Here is a 15767-nt window from a genome sequence, read left to right on the forward strand (position 1 = left end):
TTGCATTAATAATTAATTATTTTTAATAAAAAGATTGTTTGACGATTATGATGCATAATTGGTTTGAATGTAAAATCCGTTACGAGAAAGTAGCAGAAAACGGAATGAATAAGAAAGTAACGGAACCCTATTTGGTGGATGCGCTTAGTTTTACCGAGGCAGAATCGCGTATAATCGAGGAGATTACCCCGTTTATCAGCGGAGAATTTACCGTGGCAGATATCAAGCGCGCCAATTACAGCGAGCTGTTTCCGTGTGAAGAAGATGCCGCCGACCGTTGGTTTAAATGTAAGCTGTATTTCATTACGCTCGACGAAAAGAGTGGTGCGGAAAAGAAAACGGCTACCAATGTGTTGGTACAGGCAGCCGACTTGCGCGATGCGGTTAAGAAGCTGGACGAAGGCATGAAAGGAACAATGGCAGATTACAGCATTGCTTCCATAGCCGAAACAGCAATTATGGATGTATATCCGTATTCGGCGGAACCTGATATGAAACCCGAATTTGCCGAAGCGGGTAACCGATAAATATAAAATTTATTATGGATATTGAAACTAACATTAAGGCTGTCCGGGCGGAACTTCCTGAGGGAGTACGCTTGGTTGCCGTATCCAAATTTCATCCTAACGAAGCCATCGAAGTTGCGTATGCTGCCGGGCAGCGCATTTTTGGTGAAAGCAAGGTGCAGGAACTGGTAGAGAAACACACCTCTCTGCCTGCGGATATCGAATGGCATTTTATCGGGCATTTACAGACTAATAAGGTGAAGTATATCGCGCCTTTTATTTCCATGATTCATGCCGTGGACTCTTATAAACTGCTTGCCGAAATAGATAAGCAGGCGGCAAAAGTAGGGCGTATCATCCCTTGTCTGCTCGAAATTCATATCGCTCAGGAAGAAAGCAAATATGGCTTTACGTTTGATAGCTGTCGGGCTATGCTTGCTGAAGGAAGTTGGCAGACGTTAAGCCATGTTTCTATTCAAGGTGTTATGGGGATGGCTACGAATACGGAAGATGAACATCAGATTACTCGCGAGTTTGAATCGCTCCATCGCTTTTTCGGTGAATTGAAAGAGACCTATTTCAGCGGCAGCAGCGATTTTCGGGAAATCTCGATGGGAATGTCACACGATTATCCGTTGGCTGTGAAGGCAGGTAGCACACTGGTGCGTGTAGGCAGTAAGATTTTCGGGGAAAGGAACTATTAAATTTATAGCTATGATACAAATTGCAACGAATTTCGCCGGACTGACTTTGGCGAACCCCATCATTGTAAGCAGTTCGGGGCTTACAGACAGCGTTGATAAAATCCGTCGACTGGAAGCTGCCGGAGCAGGAGCCGTGGTCTTGAAGTCTGTTTTTGAAGAACAGATTTCGATGCAAATAGGCAGTATGCAGGGATATGGGGCATCGGAAGCAGATGATTATCTCAGTGTGTATGTGCGTTCTCATGCGCTGAATGAGCATATTCATTTGATAAAGGAAGCAAAAAAGGTATGCCGTATTCCAGTCATTGCCAGCATTAATTGTTATACCGACAGCGAGTGGACTGACTTTGCGCAACTGATGGAACAGGCGGGTGCCGACGCTGTTGAGATAAACATACTGTCTTTGCAGACAGACAAAGATTATCAGTATGGAAGTTTTGAGCAGCGCCATGTCAATATTTTGCGCCGCGTAAAATCGGCAGTGAATATTCCGGTGATTATGAAGCTGGGTAGTAATTTCACTAATCCGGTATCATTGATAGAGCAACTTCATGCAAACGGAGCAGACGGTATCGTTTTGTTTAATCGCCTTTATCGTCCGGATATTGATACGGAACATCTTTCGTTTACTACTTCCAATGTTATGAGTTCGCCTACCGAACTTGCCGACAAAATCCGGTGGACGGCTATCGCTTCGGCTAAAGTGCCGCAGGTTGACTATGCCGTTTCGGGAGGTGTGCATAGCGGGACGGATGTCGTCAAATCGATTTTGGCAGGAGCTGCTGCCGTAGAAGTGTGCAGCTTGATTTACGAACGCGGTGAACAGGAAATTGAAAAACTGAAGCAAGAACTCGGTTGCTGGATGGAGAGAAAAGGTTACGAATCGTTGTCTCAATTTAAAGGAAAACTGAATGCCAAAGAAGACGCTACACCGTTCGAGCGTACGCAGTTTATGAAGTATTACAGCAGCCACGAATAGCAGCCCGATTTTCTATGGGATGCGTTTACATAAACAAGCCCATGTGTTAGGTGAAACTACCAATAGTTTTCTCTAAGACATGGGCTTGCGTTTTATGGGTGTTCAGCCTTTATCTCATCTGAACATTTGTAATTTCTCCCATGTACATGGTGTACGATTTCGTTGTATCAATTGATTGGTTGAGCGACTTCAGTTCGTCGGCAGACATTTTTTGTGCCATCGACTTCTTACATTCGATAACCACGCCGGGCTGGGTGCTTCCTTCCGTGTAGAATGAAATCTGATAAGTATCGCTATGCTCCATAACGGCATTGATGGCTATACGGTTTTGGTCAACCAAGAGATAAGCTACGTTCTTGTTAAACAACTTTCCAAATCCTCCCCAGTTATCCGCTTTCAAGTCAATTTCTTCATCGTTTGCAGTAAGCGTGATTCTTCCCGAAGCGGCAATTTCGCTTAGGTTTTCAGGAAGTTGTTCAAATGTAATGTTTTTCAGTTCTCCTCCGGTCGACGGAACAACAGCAGGTGTTGCCGGTTGTAAAGTTGCGGCAGGAACCGTTTGGGGGGCATTTAAGGCATGAACACCTAAAGCTTCGGCTGCCGATTTGAACAGTTCATCCTTTAAGTCGATGGTTTCTCTGCGGAACTTGCCGCAAATAGGAGCCAGTTTGGTTTTCTTTTTGTTTAGCGCCATATCGTCGGTAATCCATTCCTCGGCTGTGTAACGTTCTCCGCCGTCTCGGTTCTCGTCATACCAGTAACGTATGCGCGTCATTTCCATGTTGCAAGCCCCCTGTTTGGGATAAATGAAAAGTTGATAATAGATGCGTGTACGGTCTAAAGAAAGAGCCGAAGAAGAAAACACGATATATTCTTCTGCCGTAGCTGCGATTTCGCCTTTTTCCTCATTCGAATACACTACCCGGCTTTGCAGGTCGCCTTCGGGTTTAAAGCGTTCGTTAGCCCAATTTAGCATCTGCGTATAGATTTCTTTTTGCGAAAGAGCCGGAGCTTTTAGCTCATAGTTGAAAGTTACTTTTCCATCGGTCAGCGTAACGGCTCCCGCCAAATATTTTGGATTGGAATTGTCTTTTTTATCCTTTGCAGAAAGGAAGAGGGGCATACATGCCAGTAAAATAAACAGAACTTTTTTCATGGTTTCTTATTTTATTAAATAGGTTTTTACTGTTTTCAGATAAATGACAGACAAATATAGCGATAAAAAAAGAGAAGCTCTTTTGAACTTCTCTTTTTTAAGTATTTTAAGATAGAATTTTATTTGACGGGAATCTTGTCGATACGCTTCTGATGGCGTCCGCCTTCAAACTGCGTATTAAAAAATTCTGTCATAATCTTGTCAGCCGTTTCGGTAGTGATGAAACGTCCCGGCATAACCAGTACGTTTGCATCGTTATGCTGGCGGGCAAGATGGGCTATTTCAGGCATCCAACATAATGCGGCGCGGATGCCCTGATGTTTGTTCAGTGTGATGCCGATACCTTCTCCGCTTCCGCAGATGGCAATACCGGGATAGCACTCTCCGGCTTCAACGGCGAGGGCCAGCGGATGAGCATAATCGGGATAGTCGCAACTTTCGTTCGTATAAGTACCGAAGTCCTTATATTCCCATCCTTTTGCTTCCAGCCATTGTTTCACATACTGTTTCAGTTCAAATCCCGCGTGGTCGGATGCCAATCCTATCGTTTTCATTAGAGCATTGCTTTTACTTGGTTATACACATTTTCGGCAGTGAATCCTAATTTTTCGTCCAATACCTTGTACGGAGCAGAGAATCCGAACGATTCCAATCCCCATATCTTACCGTTAGCTCCTACCAGTCCCTGTAAGTTGACAGGCAGTCCGGCTGTCAGTCCGAAAACTTTTGCTCCGGCAGGGATGATGCTTTCTTGGTATTCCTTGCTTTGGCTGCGGAACAGTCCTTCCGACGGAACAGAAACGATGCGGGTCTTTATACCGTCTTTGTGGAGCAATTCGGCACCTGCGGCGAGGGTAGAAACTTCAGAACCGGAAGCAACCAGAATTACATCCGGATTTTCGTCAGAACCGGCTACGATGTAGGCACCTTTGGCAGCCTGACTGTAATCTGTTCCGGCGGGAAGCATGGTGATGTTCTGGCGAGACAAGATTAGAGCCGACGGAGTATCGACGTTCTCCATAGCCAGCTTCCAGCAAACCGTGGTTTCTTCAGCATCGGCAGGACGCAATACCAACATTGAGTTCTTTCCGTGATGGTTCTTCAGTTTTTCCATCAGTCGGATTTGTGCTTCCTGTTCTACCGGTTCGTGGGTAGGACCATCTTCGCCCACGCGGAACGCATCGTGCGTCCAAATGAACTTAACCGGAAGTTGCATCAACGCAGCCATACGTATGGCAGGTTTCATATAATCAGAGAATACGAAGAATGTACCGCAGGCAGCGATAACGCCTCCGTGGAGCGTCATACCGATGCAGCAGCAAGCCATAGTCAGTTCGGCTACTCCGGCTTGGAAGAATGCACCGCTGAAGTCTCCGTTTACAAACGCATGTGTCTTTTTCAAGAAACCGTCGGTCTTGTCTGAGTTCGACAAGTCTGCCGATGCACAAATCATGTTCGGAACCTGTTCTGCCAATACGCCGAGTACCGCTGCCGAAGCGTTACGGGTAGCATCGTTGGCTTTTTGTTGTACGCTTGTCCAGTCGATTTTCGGTGCAGCTCCGCTGAACCATTCTTTCAGTTGGGCAGCCTTTTCCGGATTGGCAGCAGCCCATGCGTTTTCTTCTTCATGGCGTGCGGCAACGATGGCTTTCAGCTCTTCGGCACGTTTCGCATACATTTCTTTTACGTCGTCGAAGATAACGAACGGGTTTTCGGGGTCTGCTCCCAAGTTAATCATGGTGTTCTTGTAAGCATCTCCTCCCAGCGGCGCACCGTGTGTCTTACAGTTGTGTTCGTAAGAGCTGTTGTCGTCTTTGCGAGCGCCTTTACCCATGATACATTTACCGATGATTAGCGTAGGACGTTTGCTTTCAGCTTTTGCTGCGTCTAACGCTTCGCGAATCTGCTGGCAGTCATTACCGTTGATTTCGATAACGTTCCATCCCCATGAACGATACTTCATGGCTGTATCTTCGGTAGTGACCGCACTGGTTTCGGTAGACAACTGAATGTCGTTTGAGTCGTAGAACATAACAAGGTTATCCAGTCCCAAGCATCCGGCAATACGTCCGCCACCCTGAGAAATTTCTTCTTGGATTCCTCCGTCGGAAATATATGCGTAGATGGTTTCTTTAGCAAATGTCGGGTTACCGGTACGCGCAGCTAAGAATTTTGCAGCGATAGCAGCTCCTACGGCAAAGATGTGTCCTTGTCCCAGCGGGCCGGAAGTATTTTCTATGCCGCGTTTTACGTCTACTTCAGGATGTCCCGGAGTAGGAGAGCCCCATTGACGTAATTGTTTTAATTCGTCAATGCTGAATTTGCCGATTAAGGCTAATTGCGAATATAACATCGGAGCCATGTGACCCGGGTCGAGGAAAAAACGGTCGCGTCCTTCCCATGTTGGATTTTGGGGATCGTATTGCAGGTATTCTGCATACAAGACGTTGATAAAGTCTGCACCGCCCATTGCACCGCCCGGATGTCCGGATTTCGCTTTTTCAACCATAGAAGCAGCCAAAATGCGGATGTTGTCAGCTGCGTGGTCCATTACTTGTTTGCTGTTCATATTGATAAAAATTGATTTTGAATGCTACATAAAGCGGACTAACGGCCGCTTGTTTTATTAAAAAATCGGACAAAGATAATTTATTATGCTTATAAAAGCAGCGTGAATGATGTATTTTCTTGTGTTTTTCATTCACTTGTGCCGTAAGAGCCTGTCTAAAGCCTTGCTGACCGCTTCTTTTCGGGGAGTTTCCGTCCGTCGGTTTCCTCCCGAAAACGCTACCGTTAGCGTTGGTCATCCCATGCGGTAGAATTGCCCGGTTCTATGGGTAGTGTTTTCAGGGGCTTCAGAAGCGGTTGTAGGCCGGATTTTAACGGCTCTCCGGGTGTCCTTTATTTTTTGTATTTAACGGCAGCTTCCTCGATGGGCAGACCTGCTTTATAGTGTTCTATATAAGCATTAAATCCAGCCACGTCTTCAGCCGTCGGCTTGATTTCAACGCCCACATCGCCGGCAAATACGTTCTCATCCAAGAAGTCGGCAAGCGACAGTTTTTTCGGGTTGTTTACAAGGTAAGAACCCAGCAAGGCGATGCCCCATGCGCCGCCTTCACCTGCCGTCTCCATTACAGAGATGGGAGAGTCGATGGCTGCCGCTAAGATTCTCTGACCTACGCCTTTGGTCTTAAACAAACCTCCGTGTCCGGTAATTCTGTCTACTTTAATCTTTTCTTCTTTGAAAAGAATATCGTTTCCTATTTTCAGCACCCCAACCGAAGCATATAAGTGGGCGCGCATGAAGTTGGCGAGATTAAACTTGTCGTTAGCCGAGCGGATGAACAGCGGGCGTCCGTCTTCCAGTCCTGTCACCGGTTCTCCCGAAATGTAGTTGTACGAAATCAGTCCGCCGCAATCGGTATCTCCTTCGAGCGCATGGTTATAAAGTTTTCCGTATATTTCGTTCATGTCTACCGGAATGCCCAACAGTTCTTGGTATTCTTTGAACAGGTTCACCCACGCATTGAGGTCGGAAGTACAGTTATTGCAGTGTACCATTGCTACAAGGCTGCCGTCGGGGGTGGTAACCATATCTATCATTTCGTAAGGTTTCGACAGCTCTTTCTCCAGTACAATCATAGAGAATGAAGACGTTCCGGCAGAAACATTACCCGTACGCTGTTTTACGGCATTGGTTGCCACCATTCCGGTTCCGGCGTCTCCTTCGGGCGGACAAACCGGTACGCCGGCTTTCAAATGACCTGATACGTCCAGCTTCTTGGCTCCTTCAGCAGTAAGTGATCCGGCGTTTTCGCCTGCCAGCAAAACTTTCGGCAGAATGTCTGTCAGCGTCCAGCTGTATCCTTTCGGCGCGATTAGCTTGTCAAACTTGGCAACCATTTCGGCAGAATAGTTCTTCGTGTTGGGGTCGATGGGAAGCATACCCGATGCGTCGCCGATGCCCAATACCTTTTCGCCCGTTATTTGCCAGTGAACATATCCGGCAAGTGTGGTCAGGAAAGTGATGTCTTTTACGTGTTCTTCATTGTTCAAGATAGCCTGATAAAGATGAGAAATGCTCCATCTTAGAGGAATATTGTAAACAAATAGTTCGGATAGTTCGGCAGCGGCCTGAGCCGTATTGGTGTTTCTCCATGTACGGAACGGAACCAGAATTTCTTCTTTGTCGTTGAAAGCCATGTAACCATGCATCATGGCACTGATGCCTATGGCCGAGAGCGTTTCTATTTCAGTGTCGTACTGTTGTTTTACGTTAGCGCGGAGGTCGGCGTAGCAGTCTTGCAGCCCGTGCCAGATAGCGTCGATACTATACGTCCAAAGTCCATCGACCAACTGGTTTTCCCAGTTGTGGCTTCCTTGCGCTATCGGTTTGTTTTCTTGGTCAATCAAAACAGCCTTGATTCGGGTAGAGCCGAACTCAATACCAAGAATGGCTTTTCCTGTTTCGATGGTTGACTTTGCATCTAATTTCATGTTAAAACGGTAATTTAAGGTATGATATAAAGAATGGAAAAGAGAGGAAATTAAAAGTGCTGCCGGCGATAGGCTCGCCGAGCACTTTTAATCTTCAGACAGAAGCTAATAAATTAAAATTAGCAAAGAGCCTTATTCAGCATGTAGTAAACTTCGTTCATGCGGAGTTCTTTCTTAAACTCGCCGATAGTGGTATCTTTGTTGATGTGTACCATTTCGATTCCGGCAATTTCGGCATAGTCTTCCCAGTATTCAGCCGTCAAGTCGTAAGAGAAACAAGAGTGGTGAGTACCTCCGGCAAGAATCCATGCTCCGGCACCGACTTCGAAGTTAGGCATCGGAATCCACAAAGCTGAAGCCACAGGCAGTTTGGGCAGCGGTTTCGGCTCGATACATTCTACGTCGTTTACAATCAGGCGGAAGCGATTACCCAAGTCAACCACCGTAGCTGTACATCCTTTTCCGGTCTTAGATGTAAATACAAGGCGTGCGGTCTGGCTCTTGCGGATACCGATTCCGAGGAAGTGAACCTCCAAGCGAGGCTTCTTGGCTGCGATAAGCGGACATACTTCCAACATGTGAGCTTGAAGAATGGCACTCTGTTCGCCGTTGAAATTCAAAGTATAGTCTTCCAAGAATGAACATCCATTGGGCAAACCTTGATTCATAACCCATACCGAGCGGTAGAGAGCAGCCGATTTCCAGTCGCCTTCTGCGCCAAATCCGTAACCGTCTGCCATCAGACGTTGAGAAGCCAATCCCGGAATCTGGTCGAAGTGGCTGCCGTCTGTCTGTCCGAGGTCGTCGAAGTTGGTAGTAAATCCTTTCGCACCTTTAGCTTTCAGAATGGCACGCAGAGCAAGTTCGGCTTTGGCTGCATTCCAAATCTTCTGATAAGCTTCGGTTGATTTGTCTTCTACCTCCGCGTCGTGGTCATATTCGTTGAAGTAAGTCTGAACCAAAGCGTCTACTTCTTCATCTTTCACCTGTTTGTGATATTCCATCAGTTCGCTTACCGGACAGTAGTCAACGTGGTATCCCATACGCTGTTCAGCTTCCACTTTGTCGCCATCGGTTACGGCTACGTTGTTCATCTGGTCGCCGAAGCGGATGATTAACATGTCTTGAGCGTCTGCCCAAGCTGCACAAACACGCATCCATACCGCAATCTTGTGTTGGGTATCTGCATCCTGCCAGTAACCTACCACTACTTTACGACGGATACGCATACGGGTACAGATATGTCCGAATTCACGGTCGCCATGAGCCGACTGGTTCAGGTTCATGAAGTCCATGTCCATTGTATCCCATGGAATTTCTTTGTTGAATTGAGTGTGGAGGTGGAGCAACGGCTTTTTCAACTGTTGTAATCCGTGAATCCACATTTTGGCAGGTGAGAAAGTGTGCATCCATGTGATGACACCGATACATTTCTCGTCATTGTTTGCAGCTTTGAATACAGCTTCTACTTCTTTCGAAGAGTTTGCAGTACCTTTATATACAACTTTTACAGGCAGATTGCCGCTGGCGTTCAAGCCTGCTACCATTTCATTACTATGTGCGTCTACCGCGATGACAGCATCGCCTCCGTAAAGGAGCTGTGCTCCGGTTACGAACCAAACTTCATACTGATTGAATGTGTTCATGGTTGTTTAATTTTTGATGGGTTGATAATTATAAGAGTTATTTCTTTTGTCCGTAATAAGCATTAGGACCATGTTTGCGGCTGAAGTGTTTCTCAATCAGCAGCGGATTCATGGTGAGATGCGGATTAACAGTGTATGCAATGCTTGCCATCTTGGCTACCTGTTCCATGACAACGGCATTGTGAACAGCGTCGTGAGCATCTTTTCCCCAAGCGAAAGGACCGTGGTTCTTTACTAAAACCCCCGGCGTATGTACCGGATTGATACCTTCGAAACGTTTTACGATTACGTTTCCGGTTTCTAATTCGTATTCGCCTTTTACTTCAGCTTCGGTCATGTCTGCCGTGCAGGGGATGGCTTCGTGGAAATAATCGGCATGTGTAGTACCGATGTTAGGCAAATCGATTCCTGCCTGAGCCCAAGCCGTGGCGTAAGTTGAGTGAGTATGAACAACGCCTCCTATTTCGGGGAAAGCCTTGTAGAGTACCAAGTGGGTGGGGGTGTCGCTTGACGGGCGCAGGTTACCCTCTACTACATTTCCTTCAAGGTCCACTACTACCATATCTTCTGCCTTCATCTCGTCGTAAGATACACCACTGGGCTTGATTACCACCAAACCACTTTCGCGGTCAATGCCGGAAACGTTTCCCCACGTGAAAATCACCAGTCCATGCTTAACCAAATCCAAATTGGCATGGAATACTTTTTCTTTCAATGCTTCTAACATACTCTTCTAAAGTTTGAATTTCGGGTCTTTTTGATAAGACTTATCATTGAATTTATAAAGATAAGCTCCTCTGCGAGATCCTGTTTTATCTATTTTATCTGTTTTTTCAATGAATCCCATGTCGGCGATTCGTTTGCGGAAATTCCGCTTGTCCATTGGCTCGCCATATATGGCTTCATACAAGCTTTGCAGTTGCGACAGGGTAAATAACTCAGGCAGCAAGTTGAAGCCAATGGGCGCTCTCGATGCTTTGTGTTTCATGCGCGTCCGGGCTTTTGCCACCATCTCCGAATGGTCGAATATCAAGTCAGGAAGTTCGTTTATATTTACCCAATAGGCATTATGCTGCTGAACTAATTCGCGGTCGTATTCATTGATGTTTATCAGCGCATAATATGCCAGTGAGATTACTCGTTCTCCCGGGTCGCGGTCTACTTCACCGAATGCGCCGATTTGTTCCATGTAAACATTTTCCAGACCGGTCAATTCACTTAATACACGTTTGGCTGCATCGTCCGCACTTTCGTTTTCTTGTATGAAGCCGCCCATGAGCGACCATTTCCCTTTTGCCGGCTCAAAGTTCCGTTTCAATAAAAGCAGGTTGAGTTCTCCTTTATCGAAGCCGAAAATGATGCAATCGATTCCGACATAAAATTTCGGATTTTGTTTATAATATGCAGTCATATAGTGTAATTGTTTTTCGGTACAGATTTTTATTTCTCTACACCGAATTTAAAGATACAGTGGCTGTGGTACGTTTGTCCCGGTTCTAACACAACTGAAGGCCAGTGTGCTTTGTTGGGGCTGTCAGGATAGTGCTGCGTTTCCAAACAAACGGATGCACGTTGCGGATAAGCGATGCCTTTCTTTCCTTTTACAGTACCGTCGAGGAAGTTGCCGGTGTAAACTTGGATACCCGGTTCGTCGGTATATACTTCCAGTGTGATGCCCGTAGTCAGACCCGTCAGTTTGGCTGCCACCTTGTTAATGTCGCCTTTGGTATTTAGTACCCAGTTATGGTCGAAACCATTTCCGAATTTCACCTGTTCGTTGTCAAAGTTAGTCACGTCGGGAGCAATCGGTTTGGGAGTATTGAAGTCGAACGGAGTACCTTTAACAGCCATCATAGTGCCGTCGGTCATAAACGTGCTGTCTACCGGAGTGATGCTGTCGGCTGCAATGTATAAAACATGGTCGATTGCCGGTACCGACGGGTTGCCGTTCAGGTTGAAATAAGAGTGGTTGGTCATGTTAATAACCGTTTTCTTATCCGTTGTGGCATCGTATTTGATGTCGATGGCATTATCGGCCGTAAGCGTATAGGTTACGTTTGCCGTAACGTTTCCGGGGAAGTTGTTGTCTCCGTCCGGCGATTTCATGGTCAGTATGATGGTGCTGTCATTGGTCTGGTTGGCTTCATATACCTGATATTGCCATCCCGTAGGACCACCGTGCAGGCAGTGACCGTAGTTGTTCTGCGGAAGCTGATAAGTAGTACCGTCTATCGTAATTCTTCCTTGATTGATTCGGTTGGCATAGCGCCCGATGGCTGCACCGAAATCACTTGGTATGTTTTGGTAATCAGCTATGCTGTCGAAGCCTAAAACCACATCGGTCATGTTCCCATTTCTGTCGGGAACCATGATTGAAACCAAGCGTCCTCCGAAGTTTGTCACACACACTTCCATTCCTTGATGATTCTTCAGCGTATAGAGCTTTACCGGTTTCGTGCCATCTACCATTGTTTCAAAATTGGCGGGATTCAAGCCCGATAAAGTCAGCGTAGATTGTTCTTGCTTTTGCGCACATCCGCTAAATAAGATGAGAGCTGCGCTCATACCCAAAAGTGATTTTCTCATGTTTTCCATAACTTGTATTTTTCTTTGTTTTACTTGTTTTTTTATTTATGGTGTAAAAGTAACACTTAAAATAATTCGTTGTGTATTTCCCGGTTATGTTATGCAACATAAATGTATATTTTTTATTCTGTATGCCCTGCAAAAAGTGTCGGATTAACAGGAAGATAGAGTAAATGGTGTATGGCTGGGGAGGGGATTGCCTGAGCTTTGTCCGGCTTTATGGAAGACTTGAAAAACGCTTGCGGTAAGACCGACCGACGCTATGGGTAGAAATGGTCAACGCTTCCGCATGGACAGGGCAACGCTAACGGTAGCGTTTTCCGGGTATGTCAGGAGGACTTTTTTTCTGCTTTCATCAGCTGTGAAAGTCTGAGCAAATCTAAAAATAAAGGGAGAACGTTACACAAAGTTCTCCCTTCGAAAATTTAGGCATATATAAATATTTAGGAATATTTACCAGAAGTATGCGTAGAAAGCGGCACAAAGTGCAACAACGCCTAACGTTGAAATAATATCCCACTTGTTCCAGCTTCTGAAAATTTCTTTTTTGTATTCCGGCGTGAATGTGATAGCTTCTACCTGAGCTTTTGACGGAGCAGGAGTGAAGAAAGAAACAACCACCATCAGCAGGATGATGAATACGAGCAGCCAGATTTCGAAAACAAGCCAGTTGGTTTGCCAGAACCATGTAGTGTTTTCCCAAAACGCTCCTTCCATCACAGCGTTTCCGTTTTTGGTAATCACATTGGTTATCAAGCGAATCATACCGATGATGAAACCTCCGATTAATCCCCACTGGCCGGCAAGCGGAGTGATTTTCTTAGAGAAAATACCCATTGTAAATACTGCCACCATCGCCGGAGCCAGCAGTGATTGGATATTCTGCAAATAGCTGTACAGCGTATCCATGCTCATCATGACCGGCATCCACGCCAATCCCAGCAATACTACGATTACGGTAGCGATACGTCCTACCAATACATAGTGAGCTTCACTCATGCCTCTTTTCATCGGCTTATAGAAGTCTTCGGTAAAGAGGGTTGCGCAAGAGTTGAAGAATGCAGCCAAAGAAGCTACAAGGGCGCAGATGAAACCAATGGTAACGATACCTTTCACGCCGGCAGGCAGGATGAATTTCACCATTTGGGCGAAAGCAGCATCGGTATCCGGGATGTTGGTTCCGGCTTTCATTGAGAAAGAGAATCCGCTTTCAGGGTCTTGTGCCAATGCTGCAGCAATCATACCGGGGATAAGGAACATAAACACCGGGAACAGTTTGAAATAACCGGCAGCAATCGTACCACGGCGCGCACGCTTCATCACTTCTTCGTTTGCCTCGCCTTTGGTCTGTCCTAACACACGCTGTACGATGTGTTGGTCGGTACACCAGTACCAGAAGCCGATGATACTTGCTCCGATGAATACAACGAATCCGGGATATTCTTTATACATAGGGTCGCCTTCTTCCCAGTGGAACATGTGGGTTGTTCCGTAGCCGTCATGCAACTGTCCGCAGAAGTCCATCATGGTAGTCCATCCGTCGGCAATGTTTCCTCCACCCAATGTGGCAAGACCGAGGAACAGCACGAGGAACGAACCGACGATAAGAATCGGGGTCTGGATAGCAGAAAGCGTCATTACCCCCTTCATACCTCCGAATACGGTAAAGATGGCAGTGATGGCAATCAGTCCGATGGCTCCGTACCAGAAAGAAATACCCAGCAGGTATTCAAAGAAGATACCGCCCGTAAACGCTGTAACACTCACTTTTGTCAGCACATAAGCCACAAGCGTAATAATAGACAGCCATGAGCCGGTGGTTTTCGTGTAACGGAATTTCAAGAAATCGGGCATGGTGATAATCTTACCCAGTTTGTTATTAAGTAATTGGTAAAACGGAACGAAGAGCCAACCTAAGATAAGAATCATCCATCCTTGCATTTCCCAGTGAGCCATTCCCACGCCGTCTTTCGCTCCGGTTCCGGCAAGTCCTACCAAGTGTTCAGACCCGATGTTGGCAGCAAAGATAGCTGCACCGATGATGTACCACGGTTCGCCTTTACCAAACAGATAATCTTCACTGTTTGCCCCTTGTTGCAAACGTTTGTCCTTTTGTACAGAGCGATATACCGCCCATCCTACTAAGATGACTCCCACTGCGATGATTAGCCAGTCGAGCCATACAAATTCTTGTGAATTCCAGTTCATGATTTTAAGTATTTAAATTATTTAATGTATCTGATTTCTTGGCTGTCAGAAGGTTTTGGTTATTCTTCCTATTGAGTGTATTTCTAACACTAATTCGACTGCAATATTAGGCATTATGTAGATAAGTTGTTTCATAAAAGCTTATGTTATAAAGCAGGTTTCTTGTTTTTTTAATATCGTAAGTAGATTCTTGGTTTTCGGACGCACGTGTTATACAGTATGTCACCCGATTTAATGAATACGGATGGGATTTTTTGCTAAATGGATTTTTTTATTCGGATAATTGATTATCTTTGCGATATCCATGTTAAAAACATTGTACTTATGAATCCGAATAATAATCATTTGGTCATTATGGCAGGCGGTGTAGGAAGCCGTTTCTGGCCGATGAGTAGCACGCAGATGCCCAAACAATTTATAGATGTGTTGGGATGTGGACGTACGCTTATTCAACTCACTGTAGACCGTTTTAAAGATATTTGTCCGCCGGAAAATGTTTGGGTGGTTACATCTGCCGCTTATGCAGATATAGTAGAAGAACAGTTGCCTGAAATAGCAAAAGACCATGTATTGTTAGAACCCTGCCGGCGTAATACGGCTCCGTGTATTGCTTACGTAAGTTGGAAAATCAAGGCGAAAAATCCGAAAGCGAATATTGTGGTTACACCGAGCGACCATATTGTGATAGACGGACGTGAGTTTACCCGCGTAGTGACTTCTGCCATGAAATTTACGGCAGATTCGGATGCCATTGTTACATTAGGGATGAAAGCTACCCGCCCGGAAACGGGGTATGGTTACATTGAAGCTGATCTTTCGATGGCGTGTCCTTCGAACAAGGAGATTTATCGTGTAGATGCTTTCAAAGAAAAACCCGACTTGGAAACTGCCGAGCGTTATCTGCGCCGTAACAACTATTTTTGGAACGCAGGTATCTTTGTGTGGAATGTTAATACGATAGTAAATGCCATCCGTGTTTACCAGCCGCCGATGGCAAAGATATTCGAACGCCTGCTACCTTATTATTATACAGATAAGGAACAGGAATTGATAGATGAGGCTTTCCCGGCATGTGAGAATATTTCAATAGACTATGCCGTGATGGAGAAAGCTGATGAGATTTATGTGTTCCCGGCTTCTTTCGGATGGAGCGATTTGGGGACATGGGGGTCGTTGCATGAGAACTTAAAGAAAGATGCCCATAACAACGTGTGTATCGGTCAGAATATAAAGGTATACGAATCACGGAACTGCGTAATTCACACCACGCAAGAAAAGAAAGTGGTAGTTCAGGGATTGGATGAGTATATCGTGGCGGAGAAGAACGACATGCTGCTGATTTGCCGTTTGAGCGAGGAGCAGCGCATCCGCGAGTTCTCAGAAGATTAAGATCTGCTTGATATAAAAAAGGCACGTATTTCAACAAACGTAAACTGTGTGCGTTTGTATGAAATACGTGCCTGATTGGTTTATAAATTATCC

The 15767-nt window shown here is 45.7% G+C and carries 13 protein-coding genes; 4 read left to right on the forward strand and 9 right to left on the reverse strand.

Going from position 1 to position 15767, the window contains the following annotated elements; translation table 11 throughout:
• Positions 1-44 precede the first annotated feature (44 nt).
• Genes H9626_RS00840 through H9626_RS00850 form a run of 3 tightly spaced genes read left to right on the forward strand, consistent with a single transcriptional unit; the run spans position 45 to position 2189 of the window.
• Positions 45-527: a DUF4494 domain-containing protein gene (locus H9626_RS00840; protein ID WP_191709835.1), complete on the forward strand. Its 483-nt coding sequence runs from the start codon at positions 45-47 to the stop codon at positions 525-527.
• Positions 528-541: 14 nt separating this feature from the next.
• Positions 542-1210 (forward strand): YggS family pyridoxal phosphate-dependent enzyme, encoded by a 669-nt coding sequence (locus H9626_RS00845; RefSeq protein ID WP_191709263.1) that lies wholly within the window; start codon positions 542-544, stop codon positions 1208-1210.
• Between the two features lie 10 nt (positions 1211-1220).
• Complete coding sequence (locus H9626_RS00850) at positions 1221-2189, forward strand: dihydroorotate dehydrogenase-like protein (RefSeq protein WP_178256186.1); 969 nt, start codon at positions 1221-1223, stop codon at positions 2187-2189.
• A 109-nt stretch (positions 2190-2298) separates the two neighbouring features.
• Here H9626_RS00850 and H9626_RS00855 read toward each other — a convergent pair whose 3' ends face one another.
• From H9626_RS00855 to H9626_RS00895, 9 genes are all read right to left on the reverse strand, one after another.
• Positions 2299-3345: a DUF4468 domain-containing protein gene (locus H9626_RS00855; protein ID WP_178256185.1), complete on the reverse strand. Its 1047-nt coding sequence runs from the start codon at positions 3343-3345 to the stop codon at positions 2299-2301.
• A gap of 119 nt (positions 3346-3464) precedes the next feature.
• Positions 3465-3899 carry a ribose 5-phosphate isomerase B gene (rpiB, locus tag H9626_RS00860; RefSeq protein WP_178256184.1) on the reverse strand — a complete coding sequence of 145 codons (435 nt, stop codon included), beginning with the start codon at positions 3897-3899 and terminating at the stop codon, positions 3465-3467.
• Positions 3899-5914, reverse strand: a complete 2016-nt coding sequence (locus H9626_RS00865; RefSeq protein ID WP_178256183.1) for a transketolase family protein — start codon at positions 5912-5914, stop codon at positions 3899-3901. Before H9626_RS00865 ends, rpiB begins: the two co-directional genes overlap by 1 nt.
• A 332-nt stretch (positions 5915-6246) precedes the next feature.
• Complete coding sequence (locus tag H9626_RS00870) at positions 6247-7845, reverse strand: xylulokinase (protein ID WP_191709264.1); 1599 nt, start codon at positions 7843-7845, stop codon at positions 6247-6249.
• A gap of 119 nt (positions 7846-7964) precedes the next feature.
• Positions 7965-9491 (reverse strand): L-arabinose isomerase, encoded by a 1527-nt coding sequence (gene araA, locus H9626_RS00875; RefSeq protein WP_178256180.1) that lies wholly within the window; start codon positions 9489-9491, stop codon positions 7965-7967.
• Positions 9492-9528: 37 nt separating this feature from the next.
• Complete coding sequence (locus tag H9626_RS00880) at positions 9529-10218, reverse strand: L-ribulose-5-phosphate 4-epimerase (protein WP_178256179.1); 690 nt, start codon at positions 10216-10218, stop codon at positions 9529-9531.
• Between the two features lie 6 nt (positions 10219-10224).
• Positions 10225-10902, reverse strand: coding sequence for an NUDIX hydrolase (locus H9626_RS00885; protein WP_178256178.1), 678 nt, complete (start codon positions 10900-10902; stop codon positions 10225-10227).
• 29 nt (positions 10903-10931) lie between these two features.
• Positions 10932-12077 carry an aldose epimerase family protein gene (locus H9626_RS00890; protein ID WP_438616932.1) on the reverse strand — a complete coding sequence of 382 codons (1146 nt, stop codon included), beginning with the start codon at positions 12075-12077 and terminating at the stop codon, positions 10932-10934.
• A 453-nt stretch (positions 12078-12530) separates the two neighbouring features.
• Complete coding sequence (locus H9626_RS00895; RefSeq protein ID WP_191709266.1) at positions 12531-14285, reverse strand: sodium:solute symporter; 1755 nt, start codon at positions 14283-14285, stop codon at positions 12531-12533.
• A gap of 324 nt (positions 14286-14609) precedes the next feature.
• Here H9626_RS00895 and H9626_RS00900 point away from each other — a divergent pair, with 324 nt between their 5' ends.
• A complete protein-coding gene (locus tag H9626_RS00900) occupies positions 14610-15674 on the forward strand; it encodes a mannose-1-phosphate guanylyltransferase (RefSeq protein WP_178256175.1) in 1065 nt (354 codons plus the stop codon).
• Positions 15675-15767: the final 93 nt, after the last annotated feature.

This window comes from Phocaeicola faecium, assembly GCF_014837055.1.
Taxonomy (GTDB): Bacteria; Bacteroidota; Bacteroidia; order Bacteroidales; family Bacteroidaceae; genus Phocaeicola; species Phocaeicola gallinarum.

What these genes read in the sequence shown, in the direction of transcription:
- H9626_RS00845 (WP_191709263.1), top strand. Translation starts at nt 542, where the DNA reads ATGGATATTGAAACTAACATTAAGGCTGTCCGGGCGGAACTTCCTGAG.
- H9626_RS00850 (WP_178256186.1), top strand. Translation starts at nt 1,221, where the DNA reads ATGATACAAATTGCAACGAATTTCGCCGGACTGACTTTGGCGAACCCC.
- H9626_RS00855 (WP_178256185.1), bottom strand. Translation starts at nt 3,345, where the DNA reads ATGAAAAAAGTTCTGTTTATTTTACTGGCATGTATGCCCCTCTTCCTT.
- rpiB (WP_178256184.1), bottom strand. Translation starts at nt 3,899, where the DNA reads ATGAAAACGATAGGATTGGCATCCGACCACGCGGGATTTGAACTGAAA.
- H9626_RS00865 (WP_178256183.1), bottom strand. Translation starts at nt 5,914, where the DNA reads ATGAACAGCAAACAAGTAATGGACCACGCAGCTGACAACATCCGCATT.
- H9626_RS00870 (WP_191709264.1), bottom strand. Translation starts at nt 7,845, where the DNA reads ATGAAATTAGATGCAAAGTCAACCATCGAAACAGGAAAAGCCATTCTT.
- araA (WP_178256180.1), bottom strand. Translation starts at nt 9,491, where the DNA reads ATGAACACATTCAATCAGTATGAAGTTTGGTTCGTAACCGGAGCACAG.
- H9626_RS00880 (WP_178256179.1), bottom strand. Translation starts at nt 10,218, where the DNA reads ATGTTAGAAGCATTGAAAGAAAAAGTATTCCATGCCAATTTGGATTTG.
- H9626_RS00885 (WP_178256178.1), bottom strand. Translation starts at nt 10,902, where the DNA reads ATGACTGCATATTATAAACAAAATCCGAAATTTTATGTCGGAATCGAT.
- H9626_RS00890 (WP_438616932.1), bottom strand. Translation starts at nt 12,077, where the DNA reads ATGAGAAAATCACTTTTGGGTATGAGCGCAGCTCTCATCTTATTTAGC.
- H9626_RS00895 (WP_191709266.1), bottom strand. Translation starts at nt 14,285, where the DNA reads ATGAACTGGAATTCACAAGAATTTGTATGGCTCGACTGGCTAATCATC.
- H9626_RS00900 (WP_178256175.1), top strand. Translation starts at nt 14,610, where the DNA reads ATGAATCCGAATAATAATCATTTGGTCATTATGGCAGGCGGTGTAGGA.